Raw genomic sequence first — 13,245 nt, forward strand, 5'->3', positions numbered from 1 at the left:
CCATGACGACGCGAATCGATATTTCGAAACCTTTCCCGCCCTTCGCGCCGATCGAAGCGATCCTGCCGCACCGTGGCACGATGCTGCTGCTCGATTCGATTGGCGCGCTCAGCGAGGAGTCGCTTCGCGCTCATGCCTTCGTGCGGAGCGACGCCTGGTACGCCGATGCCGAGGGCGCGATGCCGGCCTGGATCGGCATCGAACTGATGGCGCAGGCCATCGCCGCCCATGTCGCGCTGAGCGCGATGCGCCGGGGCGCGACGGCGCGTCCGGGCGTGCTGCTGGGTTCGCAGCGTTATGAGGCTCTGCGGCCGTCGTTCGCGGGCGGTTCGCGGCTCGTGGTCAGCGCGACGCAACTGTTGCAGAGCGATGCCGGCCACGGCGCGTACGAATGCGCCATCGCAATCGACGACGTATGCTGCGCGCAGGCCGTCGTCAAGGTTTTCCAACCGACCGATTTCCGGTCTTTCATCGAAGGAAGTGTCAGCTCATGAACCGGCGTGTTCTCGTCACCGGCGCGAGCCGCGGCATTGGCCGCGCGATCGCTTATCAGCTTGCGACAGACGGCTTCGCCGTGACGGTGCATTGCCGTAGCGGCCGCGCGGAAGCGGATGCCGTCGCGACCGGCATCGCCGCGCAAGGCGGCGTGTCGCGCGTGCTGCAGTTCGACGTGCGCGAGCGCGCCGCCTGCCGCGCCGCGCTCGAAGCCGACCTCGCCGCGCACGGCGCGTACTACGGTGTCGTCTGCTGCGCGGGCGTGACGCGCGATGCCGCATTTCCCGCACTGACGGAAGAAGATTGGGACGTCGTGATCGAGACCGGCCTCGATTCGTTCTACAACGTCGTGCATCCGCTGACCATGCCGATGGTCCGCGCGAAGCAGGGCGGGCGCATCGTGACGATCGCGTCGGTATCGGGCGTGACCGGGAATCGCGGGCAGGTCAACTACAGCGCGGCGAAGGCCGGCCTGATTGGCGCGACCAAGGCGCTCGCGGTGGAACTCGCAAGCCGCCATATCACCGTGAACTGCGTCGCGCCCGGGCTGATCGAGACCGGCATGCTCGACCAGATGCCGCTGGAAAAAGCGCTGCAGACCGTGCCGATGAACCGCGTGGGACAGCCGGCCGAGGTCGCGTCCGCGGTGAGCTTCCTGATGTCGGATGCGGCTTCCTACATTACTCGCCAGGTGCTCGGCGTCAACGGCGGGATGATCTGATGAAGCGCGTCGTCATTACCGGAATGGGCGGCGTGACAGCGCTCGGGGATCAGTGGACCGAGATCGAAACCGCGCTTAGGGCAGGGCGCAACGCCGTGCGTCGCATGACCGAATGGGACTATTTCGAGTCGCTCCACACGCGGCTCGCGTGCCCGCTGCCCGGCTTCGTCACCCCGGCGCACTATCCGCGCAAGAAGACGCGCTCGATGGGTCCCGTCTCGCTATATTCAGTGCGTGCGAGCGAACTTGCGCTCGCCGACGCGGGTCTCGCCGGCGACGCGAGTATCGCCGACGGCCGCATGGGCGTGGCCTACGGATCGTCCTCGGGATCGGTCGAGCCGATTCGCGCGTTCGGCACCATGCTCGCGACCGGCTCGATGAGCGAAGTCACGTCGAACAGCTACGTGCAGATGATGCCGCACACGAGCGCGGTCAACGTGAGCCTCTTCTGGGACCTGAAGGGGCGGATCGTGCCGACGTCCTGCGCGTGCGCGTCGGGCAGCCAGGCGATTGGCTACGCCTACGAGACCATCGCGACCGGCAAGCAGGCGCTGATGCTCGCGGGCGGCGCGGAGGAACTTTCGGGGCCGGCGGTCGCGGTCTTCGATACGCTCTATGCGACCAGCACACGCAACGACGAGCCTCATCTCACGCCCCGGCCGTTTGATATCGCGCGCGACGGCCTGGTTGTCGGCGAAGGCGCGGCGACGCTCGTGCTGGAGGAATACGAGCATGCCGTAGCGCGCGGGGCGCGCATCCATGCGGAAATCGTGGGCTTCGGCTGCAACTCCGACGGCGTGCACATCACTCAGCCAACCGCCGCGACGATGGCCCGCGCGATGCAACTCGCGCTCGACGACGCGCGTCTCGCGCCCGGCGCCATTGCGTATGTCAATGCGCACGGCACCGCGACCGACCGCGGCGACGTCGCGGAAAGCCACGCGACCGCGCAGACCTTCGGCGAACGGATGCCGATCAGCTCGCTGAAGAGCTACGTCGGACATACGCTCGGCGCGTGCGGCGCGCTCGAAGCGTGGTGGACCATCGAGATGATGAAGCGCAACTGGTATGCACCGACGCTCAACCTGACCCAGCCTGACCCTGCCTGCGCATCGCTCGACTACATCATGCACGAGGCGCGCGCGATCGACGCCGAGTACGTGATGAGCAACAACTTCGCGTTCGGCGGCATCAACACGTCGCTGATCTTCAGGCGCGTGCGGTGAGCGCCCCTGCACGTCGCGGCCTGTCGCGGGTGGTCGTGACCGGCATGGGGATCGTATCGTGCCTCGGCAATACGCTCGACGGCGTGTCCTCCAGCTTGCGCGTCGGGCGTTCGGGCATCACGCGTGTCGAGGCATGGCGTGAGCGCGGTTTCGCGAGTCAGGTGGCGGGCGTGGCCTCGGTCGACCGGGAGACGCCTTTCGATCGAAGAGTCGAGCGCTTCATGGGCGACACGGCGCGCTTTGCGTGCCACGCCGCCCGCAAGGCGGTCGATGACGCCGGACTCGATTTGCGCGCATTGCGCTCGCCGCGCGCCGGCGCGGTGATCGGCTCGGGCGTGGGCGCGCTGTCCGCCTACGATGCCGCGCTCGCGACGGCGCACGCCCGCGGGGTCGACAAGGTGCCGCCCTACGCGGTGCCGCAGACCATGAGCAGCACCGCGTCCGCAAGCGTCGCGCAGTTTTTCGGTATCGAAGGCACCTGCTATTCGCCGTCTTCCGCGTGCACGACATCCGCGCTCGCCATCGGCCAGGCAATGCAACTCATCCAGACCGGCCGCCAGGATATCGTGCTGGCGGGCGGCAGCGAGGCGTTGCACGACAACACCACGCTGATGTTCGACGCAATGGGTGCCTTGTCCCGGCGCTTCAACGAAACGCCACGGGTTGCCTCACGTCCCTACGACACGCAGCGGGACGGTTTCGTGATCGCGTCGGGCGGGGGAGTGCTCGTGCTCGAGGCACTCGACCACGCGCTCGCGCGCGGCGCGCGCATCTATGCCGAACTGACCGGCTTCGGCCATTGCACCGACGGGGCGGGCATGATCGCGCCGCGTGCGCCGGGAATCGCGCGGGCAATGCGGGCCGCGCTCGAAGAAGCCGGCGGCGCGCATCCCGACTACGTCAACGTGCACGCCCCGTCCACCGTGCCCGGCGACAGCGAGGAAGCGCGTGCGATGACAGAGGTGTTCGGCGAGCGCATGCCGCCGTTCTCGTCGACCAAGCGCTTTACCGGGCATCCGCTCGGTGCGTGCGGCGTGCACGAGGCAATTTATGCGCTTCTGATGATGCGCGATGGCTTTATGGCCGGGATGGGCGACATCGAGACGCCTGATCCTTGCATCAGCGGCCTGCCGGTTGTGACGGCGACTCGTGCGGCACATGTCGGCCGGGCGATGTCGATATCGTTCGGCTTTGGCGGAAGTTGCGCGAGCTTGATGTTCGATGCATGGAACCCCGCGGATGCGGGACGGACTTTTTAAACACAAGGAGAACAAATGACGAAAAAAAGCGCTTGTTTGGTCAGCACGCTGGTCGCGGCCGCCGCTTCAACGCCGTCGTCAAGTCGCCGCTGGATACGGACTTCGCGTGCGGCGTGAGCCCCAGCGCCACGGCGCTGAAGGTGAGCGGCGACATGTTGGTGATCGGCGCGCGCTGACGGTGACGGCCGCGGTCCCGACCGTGTGTCGCATCAGGCCGGGGCGTCGGATACCTTGATTGCCGCGACGTTGACGAGCGTCTCGCGCCGTTTGCCGGGTTTCGGGTGATGCAGGCCGAGCCGTTCGAAGAGGCCGAAATCGGTTGCCCGGCTCCACCAGAGATAGGGCAGCGATACGTTGCGCGAACTGAACGAAAATCCGGCGGCGCGGATCATGGCGAGATATTGGTCAGCGCTCTTTTGCACTTGCATCGGGTGACGGAACAGGAGGCGAATGACCCATGACTTGATGTAGGCGTCGGTCGATTCCGCGAATAGCAGCGTGCCTCCGGGCTTCAGCACGCGCCGGAATTCGGCGAGCGCACCGGCCTGGTCGACGAGATGATGGAATGTCTGGTGGCAGAACACGATATCGGCGCTCGCGTCGGGCAATGGCAAACTCGCACAATCGCCGTGCAGCAACTCGATGTCACAGCCTGCGCTGTCGATCGAGTTGCAGGCGGTGGCGGCATCGGCCGCGAGCAGCAGCGATGGTTCGTGGAAGTCGACGCCAATGATGCGGGCCGGTTCGAATGCATCGGCAAGCAGCCGGAAGGACTTGCCCTGCCCGCAGCCGACGTCGATGATCACCGCCGACGCGTGCCGCTTGCCGGCCATGAGTCTCTTGAGATCGTTGATTGCTACGCGAAGGACGTGATGCTCCCAAATACGAGTGCGCAGGAACCAGATGCCGAACGCAGTCTCCGGCACGAAAGGAACACGATGAGTTTCGGAAGACGACACGTCTTTGCTCCGTCGGCAGGTTAGGTGCGTAGAATGCGCGCCATTGTAATGGCAAGCATTCGCGCTGAAACAATGATGTTACTCATGCATCGCAAGAGGTCCAATTGAATATCAAAATGTCGGATCACCGTGCAGTCGACGTGGACGTCGCCATCATCGGTGCGGGCCCATCGGGCGCGGTCGCCGCGGCACTGCTGCGCAAAGCCGGCCATTCGGTGCGCGTACTGGAACGCCAGCAGTTTCCGCGGTTTTCGATCGGCGAAAGCCTGCTGCCGCAGAGCATGGCCTATCTCGACGAGGCGGGCATGTTGCAGGCGGTAGTCGAAGCCGGTTTCCAGTACAAGAACGGCGCGCGTTTCGTTCGGCGCGGCGAGTCGTCGTCATACGATTTCCGCGACAAGCACACGCCAGGCTGGGGGACGACCTATCAGGTCGAGCGCGCCACGTTCGACGATCTGCTGATCCGCTGTGCGGCGGAGCAGGGCGCCGACGTTCGCTTCGGCCATACCGTGAATGCCATCGAGACGGGTGAACGACCAGCGCTCGACGTCACCGATGAAGCCGGCACGCAATATCGCGTTCAAGCACGGTTCGTGCTGGATGCAAGCGGCTTCGGGCGCGTACTGCCGCGTCTCCTGCAACTCGAAACGCCGACCCGGATGCCGACGCGCGCGGCGCTCTTCACGCACGTCCGTGACGACATGCCGCTACGGGCGATCGATCGCGAGAAGATCTGCGTGGCAGTGCACCCCGAACACGGCAACGTCTGGTACTGGATGATCCCGCTGGCAGGCGGACGTGCATCGGTGGGATGCGTGGCCGAAAGCGATTTTCTTCAATGCACGGAGTCCGAGCGCGAGAGCCGGCTGCGTTCGCTGATCCGGCAGGAACCTACGCTCGGCGCGTGGTTCGGAGACGCCCCGTTTCTGATGCCAGTGCGGACGATCGGTGGCTATGCCGCCAATGTCGCGCGCCTGCATGGGCCGGGCTTCGCGCTGCTCGGCAATGCGGGTGAGTTTCTGGACCCGGTATTCTCGTCAGGGGTGACGATTGCATTGCGATCAGCGCATCTCGCCGCGTGCGTGCTCGTGCGGCAACTGTCCGGAGCGGCGGTGGACTGGCAGATCGAGTACGACGATGAGCTGCGCCGGGGGATCGACGTGTTCCGCGCGTTCGTGGAACGCTGGTATTCGGGAGAATTGCAGGACATCCTGTTCCACGCTGAGCAGGCGCCGCAGATTCGACGCATGATCAGCGCCGTGTTGGCAGGTTACGCATGGGATGAAACGAATCCGTTCGTCAAAGATGCGGGGCGACGGCTCGACACGCTTCATGAGATCTGCAAGGCGACCAGATAGTTGGACACGTGAACACGAGTGTCGGACTGCCGGTCATCGGGAAGCACATACGGCCGTTGGAGCGTGCCGAGTTGTCGAGGGCTCGGAGACCGGCGACGGGTTCGGCACGCTATCTCGTTTGAACGTTTCGGAGTCGGCTCGCTCTCGACGTCGTTGGTGCGGGGCCGGCGAGCCAGACGCTCCCTTCATCTCCACGACGAGTTGCGTGGTTCGCTGTTGGAGGGAGCTACTCCCCCCTTACCAAGTCCTTTGTCTGCAGGGTAATCGCCGACAGGCCTTTCTCCACGATTTCTCGCCAGTCGCTGGAAACCACGACCTGCCTTGATTCGCTAACGCGCGTCTTCACGGTCTGAGCACCATGAAGAGCACCGACATCGCCAGTCAGTTCCAGTTCTGACTTTTGGTTGGTTGTAACGGACCAGAAACCGGGCTGGAACCATGCCCAAAAATCGATTATTTGTGCGGTCACCGGAGCGGCGGTGGCGGTCGCCATTGAAATCTCTCTCCTGGCTCACAACTGCAGAGTTCGTTTAATCCCGCTAAAGTATGCGTCACCTCGTCGCTGGATTGCTGATCCGGTGTGCAGAACGAGTTTGCATGGGACGGAGCAAGCGCTAAAGCGCTAACTTCAGTCGACCGCTAAAGCGCTAACTCCGGGTCGACGCAAAGGAATGCACTTGAGAAGTCATTCACCTACCTTGAGATTTGCTTGCAAAGAGGCTACACGCCCTCGATCGCGACGTGCGATGAAGGTCGGCGTGGTGCTTGCCCTCGTCACGTCCCTTGCTGCGTGCATGGTCGGCCCGGACTATCGCAAGCCTGAGGTCCAGGTGCCGGAAGGGTTCAAGGAAGGCGTCGACTGGCAGCGCGCCGAGGTGAATCCGCAGGCGGCGATCTCAAGCACCTGGTGGCGCATGTATGGCGACGAGCAGCTCAACGGTCTCGTCGAGCAGGCGTTGAAAGCAAATCAGTCGATCGCGGCGGCTGAAGCCGCCTATCGCGTCGCGCTCGCGACCGTGGAGACCAACCAGGCGGGCCTGTTCCCGGTCGTCACGGCGGGCCTTGCCGGTGCGCGTGCCGGCGGCAACGTCCAGGGGCTCTCGGCGAGTTCCGGGTCGTCGGCCTCGGCGGGCAACGTCGTGGCGGCTACCGGGACCGTCAGCTGGGAGCTGGACCTATGGGGACAGATACGACGCGAGGTGGAGGAAGCGAAAGCGAACGCCGAGGCGTCGGATGCGCAGCTTGCGGGTGAGCGCATTTCGATCGCGGCCAGCGTCGCGACCGACTACTTCCAGCTACGCCAGGCCGACTTCGACATTCGCGCGCTGAAGGAGCAGCAGGACATCTACAGCCGCATTCTCGTGATGACGCAGACCGGGTTCAAGGAAGGCGCAGCGTCGGGCGACGACGTGCTCAACGCGCAGCAGAACCTCCAAACGGTGATCGCCGATCTGCAGGCAACCGAAACGATCCGCGAGCAGGACGAGCACGCGATTGCCGTGCTGACCGGCACGCCGCCCGAGTCATTCAGCATCGTCCCCGATCCTGACTACCCGTTCCTTCAGCCTGACGTGCCGCACGCGCTGCCTTCGCAACTGCTGGAGCGGCGCTACGACGTGGTGAGCGCCGAGCGCACGGCGGCGGCGGCCAACGCGACCATCGGCGTCGCGGAAGCCGCGTACTTTCCGACCCTCACGCTCTCGGCCGAGGGCGGTTTTGCGCACAACACGTTCGCGCGGCTCTTCACGGTGCCGAGCCGCTTCTGGACGCTCGGCCCCGATCTCGCTGCCACGATCTTCGACGGCGGCGAACGCACGGCCGCGGTCCACAAGGCGCGCGCGACCTACGACCAGGACGTCGCGAACTACCGCAATACCGTGCTGACGGCGTTTCAGAGCGTGGAGGACAGCCTGTCATCGATGAATCATCTGCGGGCGCAGGAACGCGCGTTCGCGCAGGTGCTCGACAGCAGCAGCCGACTGTTCGCGAGCCAACAGGCGCAGTTCAATGCCGGCGCGTCCAGCCAGCAAAACGTGCTGACGCAGCGCCTCACCCTGATCCAGGCCCAGCAGACCCTGCGCGACACGCAGGCTCTACTCGCCGAGAGCAATGTATTACTCGTCAAGAACCTTGGCGGCGGCTGGCAGCGTGATGACGCCGAGGTCGCTTCGGCGCCGGCCGCCGCTTCTTCACCCGCTTCCGAAACTGCCGTGCGACCTGCCCCGGTGCAGTCTGCCGACTGACTCACATGCTGTTCCATACGGTCTGGAATTCCGCGCAGCACGCGTATGCCGGACTTAAGCAAGAACGGAGTTTTCATGAAGTCACGTCCTCAGCGCGGGGCGCTGTATCTGTGCCTGATCGTACTCGCCGCCTGCTCGAAACAAGCGCCGCCGCCTCCGCCGCCGCAAGTCGCCGTGGTGAAGGCGCAATCGCAGGCGGTGCCGCTCGAACGTCAGTTTGTCGGCCGGCTTTCGCCTTATTACAGCGCCAATGTGACGGCGCGCGTGTCCGGCGTGCTGCTGCGGCGCACCTACAAGGAAGGCTCGCAGATTCGCGCGGGGCAACTGCTGTTTGAAATCGATCCGGTCTTTTACCGCGCGCAGCTGAATAACGACCTTGCGGTGCTGGCCGAGGATCAGGCCACCTACGTCAACGACCACATCACCGCCGTGCGCAACCGCAAGCTGCTGCCGGTCGGCTCGGTCTCGCAGCAGACGGTCGACAATTCCGATGCCGCCGAACGCAGCGCCGCGGCCAAGGTCAAGGCCGACGAGGCAACCGTCGAAAGCGCGCGGGTTTCGCTCGCCTACACGCGCGTGACGGCGCCGATCAGCGGTATCGCCGGGCAGCAACAAGTGACGGCGGGCGCGGTGGTTGGCACCAGCACGTCCGACACGGGTGGCAGCGGCACGCTGCTGACGACGGTCCAGCAGATCGATCCGATGTACGTGAACTTCACGATCAGTTCGGCCGATCTGGCGACGCTGCAGCAGTCCCAGAGCAACGGCTCGATAGAACTGCAGCAACAAAACCACACCACGGTGCGGATCGGGCTGCCCAATCATACGTCGTACGGGACGGCGGGCACCGTCGATTTCTCTGACGTGACGGTGAATGCCGCGACCGGCTCGATCAATATGCGTGCGCTCGTCGCGAACCCGCAGCGGCGTCTGCTGCCGGGCATGTATGTGACGCTGACCGTTGATTTCGGCCAGCAGAACAATGTGTTCCTGATTCCCCAGCAGGCAGTGCAGCGCGACACGGTCGGTGCATACGTGTTTGTGGTCGGTGCGGACGGCAAGGTGACGCGCAAGGATGTCGAGGCGACCAATAGCCTTGGCAACAACTGGGTCGTCACGCACGGGCTGGCAGACGGTGACCCGATCATCGTGACAGGTGTACAGATGGTGCGGGAAGGTGCGCAGGTGAAGAGCGTCGCGTGGCAGCCGCCTGCGGCTGCGTCGGGGGTGGCTGCGAATGCGGTTCCCGGCACGGGACCTGCCGTGTCGAGCCCGGCGGCGTCGGGTCCCGCAGCTGCGCCGGCTTCCGCGGCGTCATCGGCCTCGGCCGGTATGGCGAAGTAGGAGACCGCTCATGCCGAGTTTTTTCATCAACCGCCCCGTCTTCGCCTGGGTCATCGCGATCCTGATCTCGCTGTTCGGCATCATTTCCGTGCACGGCATGGGGATCGATTCGTACCCGGACATCGCGCCACCGCAAGTGACCGTCACCGCGCAGTATCCGGGCGCGAGCGCCCAGACGATGGAATCGACGGTGACCCAGGTGATCGAGCAGCAGCTTACCGGCATCGACAATCTGCTGTACTTCAGTTCGAGCTCCAGCTCGAATGGCCAGACACAGATCACCCTCACGTTCGCGACCGGCACCAACCCGGACATCGCCCAGGTGCAGGTGCAGAACAAAGTCACGCTCGCCCAGCCTCTGCTGCCTTCGCAGGTCACTCAGCAAGGGGTGGTTGTGGCGAAGGCGAGTCCGGACATCCTGATGTTCATCGCGCTGCAGTCAGATAATCCCGCGATCGATGCCGGGCGGCTCTCCGATATTCTCGCCTCGCAGATCCAGCCTAACATCGGCCGTGTGAACGGGGTCGGCAATACCACGCTGCTTGGCTCGGAGTACGCAGTGCGCATCTGGCTCGACCCCGACAAGCTGCAGAGCTACGGGCTGTCCACGACCCAGGTGCTCAATGCCGTGAGCTCGCAGAATGCGCAGTTCGCAGCCGGCTCGCTGGGCGCGGATCCGGCCGTGAAAGGGCAGATGTTTACGGCGAACGTGACGGGCGACAGCCTGTTCTCGTCGGTCAAGCAGTTCCAGGACATCATTATCGTGGCGAACAGCAACGGCACCACGGTCAAGCTCTCCGACGTGGCGCGTATTTCGTTCGGCTCGCAGACGTATGGCTTCGCGCCGGTCTATAACGGCAAGGCCGCTGGGGGACTCGCGGTTTTCCTGCTGCCAGGCGCGAATGCGCTCGCGGTCCAGAAGGCCGTAGTAGCCGAGATGGCGACGCTGGCGCGCGATTTGCCGCAAGGCGTCACGTGGAGCGTGCCATACGACACCACGCCGTTTATCACCGCGTCGATCGTCGACGTGATCCGCACGCTCATCGAGGCGATCGTGCTGGTGTTTTTCGTGATGCTGATCTTCCTGCAGAATCTGCGGGCCACGATCATTCCGACGCTCGTGATTCCGGTTGCGCTCCTCGGGACCTTCATCGGCCTGTCGGCGCTGCACTACACGCTCAACCAGTTGACGCTCTTCGGCATGGTGCTGGCGATCGGCATTGTGGTTGACGACGCGATCGTCGTGATCGAAAACGTCGAACGCATCATGAGCGAGGAGCATCTGGAGCCACGGGCGGCGACACGCAAGGCAATGGGCCAGATCACCGGCGCCATCATCGCGATCACGGTGGTGCTCTCCGCCGTGTTCATCCCGTCCGCGCTGCAGCCGGGCGCGACTGGCATCATCTACGCGCAGTTCGCGTTGACGATCGCGGTATCGATGGGATTCTCCGCGTTCCTCGCGCTCTCGTTCACGCCTTCGCTGTGCGCGGCGATTCTGAGGCCCGAACACGTGGAGAGCAAGAGCGCGGTCTACCGCTGGTTCAACCGCACGTTCGACTGGACGACGAAAAAGTATCTCGGCCATGCCGGCCGCGCCGTGCACCATGCGCCACGCTGGATGGTGGTGTTTGTGCTCGTCGTCGTGCTGACCGGCTTCCTGTACACGAAACTGCCGACGAGCTTCGTGCCCGACGAGGACCAGGGCTTCGTGCTCGCACTCATCAACCTGCCGCCCGGCTCGACGCTGCAGCGCACAGACCACGTGATGGCCGAGGTACGCGACAAGCTCGAACACAGTGCGGTCGGCAAGGAAATCGTGGGCATTTTCCAGCCCGAAGGCTTCAGCTTTGTCGGCACGAGCGAAAACGTCGGCATGTCGTTCATCAAGCTGGCGGACTGGAACAAGCGCCATGACACCGCGATGCAGTTGATTCCGCAGATCAACCAGATCCTTCATGCCATTCCCGACGCGCAGATCTTCGCGGTGAATCTGCCGACCATCCGCGGTCTTAGCCAGTTCGGTGGCATCGATATGTATCTGCAGGCGCGTGCCGGCCAGTCGCGCGCGGAGCTTGGCCAGGCTACGGCCACGCTGCTCGGCAATGCTTCGAAGAGCCCGGTGTTATTCGGGATCCGCCCCAACTCACTGCCGAGTGCGCCGCAACTGGACGTCGCGGTGGACCGGACTCAGGCCGAAGCGATGGGCCTGTCGCTGACCGACGTCTACGACACGCTCCAGATGGAACTCGCGCCGTTCTACGTCAACCAGTTCACTTACGGCGGACGCGTGAAGCGTGTCTATATCCAGGCGGACGCGCCCTACCGGATGGGGCTCGATGCGCTCCAGCACCTGTACACGCCGGGCCTGTTCACGAACAGTGGCAGCTCGATCACGGCCCCGGGCCAGTCGTCATCGAAAAGCGCGAGCGCATTGAACGGCTTCGCGACGCCCGTCGACCCGTCGCCCGCGAACACGTCGATCAGCCCTTACAACATGGTGCCGCTCTCCAGTGTGGTGAATGCCAGATGGAGCTTCGGGCCGACCGTGCTACCGCGCTACAACGGCTACTCGGCGATCGAGGTTGTCGGCAACTCCGCCGCGGGCTATTCGACCGGTCAGGCGATCGATGTGCTGCAGAACATCGTCGACCACCAGTTGCCGGTGGGTTTCGCAGCGGACTGGACCGGTCAGTCGTTCCAGGAATTGCTGTCGGGCTCGTCGGCGGTGACGCTGCTGATGCTGTCGATCCTGGTGGTGTTCCTGTGTCTCGCCGCGCTGTACGAAAGCTGGTCGATTCCGGCTGCGGTGCTGCTGGTCGTGCCGCTCGGCATGCTCGGCATGCTGGTGTTCTGTCTGTCGTTCGGCGTACCGAACGACATTTACTTCAAGATTGGTCTCGTGACCGTGATCGGTCTGGCGGCGAAAAACGCGATCCTGATTGTCGAGTTCGCGGTGGAGGGGCAGCAACGCGGCATGACGCTGCGCGACGCCGTCCTGACCGCAGCCCGGCTTAGACTGCGTCCGATCCTGATGACCTCGATGGCCTTTATTCTCGGCGTGTTCCCGCTCGTTGTCTCATCGGGTGCAGGCGCCGCCTCGCGTCACGAAATTGGCACCGGCGTGATCGGCGGCATGCTGTTCGCCACCTTCTTCGGTTTGCTGCTGATTCCGGTGTTCTATGTGGTCGTACGGCGGCTGCTGGGCGACGAGCTCGACGAGGTGTCGCACAAAATGCACCATCGCGACGGTGAAGAAGGGGACGGCCATGGGGAGCACGACGGTGGCACACCGGGAGGTAGCGACGGTCATGGCGGCGGTGGGGCGGGTGGCGGCGGCGCAAGTTCTGCGGGAGAGGGCACGCCTGCCTAGCGAACCGGCGCGCGCCAGATCTTCGTCGCGTCATTGCCTTATGCGAAGCTTTCCATAAGACCAATGACCGGGCTCTCGCTGTCCGGCTGTGAAAGTCCGTTCTCTGCGTCAAGCTGCCACTCGATTGGTCTGGGTTAAGCTCGACTAGCGTGGGCCGACAACCCCGTGCGTTCAAATCCCACACTCGACAAGGACGTAGGTCGAGAAATCTCCCCACTCGTTTTGCACCCTGTTAGTGGGAGCGCGTTGGATGGGCGTCTGGTTTCT

11 protein-coding genes are annotated in these 13,245 nt (G+C 64.3%); 9 read left to right on the forward strand and 2 right to left on the reverse strand.

The window, feature by feature from the left end; translation table 11 throughout:
* Window positions 1-2: 2 nt before the first annotated feature.
* From AWB68_RS27160 to AWB68_RS48355, 5 genes are read left to right on the forward strand one after another with little or no spacing between them, the layout of a single operon-like run.
* A complete protein-coding gene (locus AWB68_RS27160) occupies window positions 3-494 on the forward strand; it encodes a hotdog family protein (RefSeq protein WP_087647438.1) in 492 nt (163 codons plus the stop codon).
* A complete protein-coding gene (locus AWB68_RS27165) occupies window positions 491-1,216 on the forward strand; it encodes a 3-ketoacyl-ACP reductase FabG2 (protein ID WP_087647439.1) in 726 nt (241 codons plus the stop codon). The genes AWB68_RS27160 and AWB68_RS27165 overlap by 4 nt, the downstream gene beginning before the upstream one ends.
* Window positions 1,216-2,442 carry a beta-ketoacyl-ACP synthase gene (locus tag AWB68_RS27170; protein ID WP_087647440.1) on the forward strand — a complete coding sequence of 409 codons (1,227 nt, stop codon included), beginning with the start codon at window positions 1,216-1,218 and terminating at the stop codon, window positions 2,440-2,442. The genes AWB68_RS27165 and AWB68_RS27170 overlap by 1 nt, the downstream gene beginning before the upstream one ends.
* Before the next feature lie 44 nt (window positions 2,443-2,486).
* The gene (locus AWB68_RS27175; protein ID WP_087647447.1) at window positions 2,487-3,701 is read left to right on the forward strand and encodes a beta-ketoacyl synthase N-terminal-like domain-containing protein; all 1,215 of its coding nucleotides are present in this window, start codon (window positions 2,487-2,489) and stop codon (window positions 3,699-3,701) included.
* Between the two features lie 32 nt (window positions 3,702-3,733).
* Complete coding sequence (locus tag AWB68_RS48355) at window positions 3,734-3,877, forward strand: hypothetical protein (protein ID WP_160110070.1); 144 nt, start codon at window positions 3,734-3,736, stop codon at window positions 3,875-3,877.
* A gap of 33 nt (window positions 3,878-3,910) precedes the next feature.
* On the opposite strand, the gene AWB68_RS27180 is transcribed toward AWB68_RS48355, so the two are convergent.
* Window positions 3,911-4,660 carry a class I SAM-dependent methyltransferase gene (locus tag AWB68_RS27180; RefSeq protein WP_087647441.1) on the reverse strand — a complete coding sequence of 250 codons (750 nt, stop codon included), beginning with the start codon at window positions 4,658-4,660 and terminating at the stop codon, window positions 3,911-3,913.
* A gap of 116 nt (window positions 4,661-4,776) precedes the next feature.
* Between AWB68_RS27180 and AWB68_RS27185 the strand changes: the two genes are divergently transcribed.
* Complete coding sequence (locus AWB68_RS27185; RefSeq protein ID WP_087647442.1) at window positions 4,777-6,018, forward strand: NAD(P)/FAD-dependent oxidoreductase; 1,242 nt, start codon at window positions 4,777-4,779, stop codon at window positions 6,016-6,018.
* 226 nt (window positions 6,019-6,244) lie between these two features.
* On the opposite strand, the gene AWB68_RS27190 is transcribed toward AWB68_RS27185, so the two are convergent.
* Complete coding sequence (locus tag AWB68_RS27190) at window positions 6,245-6,511, reverse strand: hypothetical protein (RefSeq protein WP_235028527.1); 267 nt, start codon at window positions 6,509-6,511, stop codon at window positions 6,245-6,247.
* A gap of 253 nt (window positions 6,512-6,764) precedes the next feature.
* Here AWB68_RS27190 and AWB68_RS27195 point away from each other — a divergent pair, with 253 nt between their 5' ends.
* The 3 genes from AWB68_RS27195 to AWB68_RS27205 all read left to right on the forward strand — a co-directional run bounded on the left by AWB68_RS27195 (window position 6,765) and on the right by AWB68_RS27205 (window position 12,978).
* Window positions 6,765-8,261 (forward strand): efflux transporter outer membrane subunit, encoded by a 1,497-nt coding sequence (locus AWB68_RS27195; protein WP_087647443.1) that lies wholly within the window; start codon window positions 6,765-6,767, stop codon window positions 8,259-8,261.
* A 75-nt stretch (window positions 8,262-8,336) separates the two neighbouring features.
* Window positions 8,337-9,605, forward strand: coding sequence for an efflux RND transporter periplasmic adaptor subunit (locus AWB68_RS27200; RefSeq protein ID WP_087647444.1), 1,269 nt, complete (start codon window positions 8,337-8,339; stop codon window positions 9,603-9,605).
* Window positions 9,606-9,615: 10 nt separating this feature from the next.
* On the forward strand, window positions 9,616-12,978 hold the full coding sequence (locus AWB68_RS27205; protein ID WP_087647445.1) for an efflux RND transporter permease subunit: 3,363 nt from the start codon (window positions 9,616-9,618) through the stop codon (window positions 12,976-12,978).
* The last annotated feature ends 267 nt before the right edge of the window (window positions 12,979-13,245 follow it).

Source organism: Caballeronia choica (assembly GCF_001544535.1).
In the GTDB taxonomy this organism is placed as follows: domain Bacteria; phylum Pseudomonadota; class Gammaproteobacteria; order Burkholderiales; family Burkholderiaceae; genus Caballeronia; species Caballeronia choica.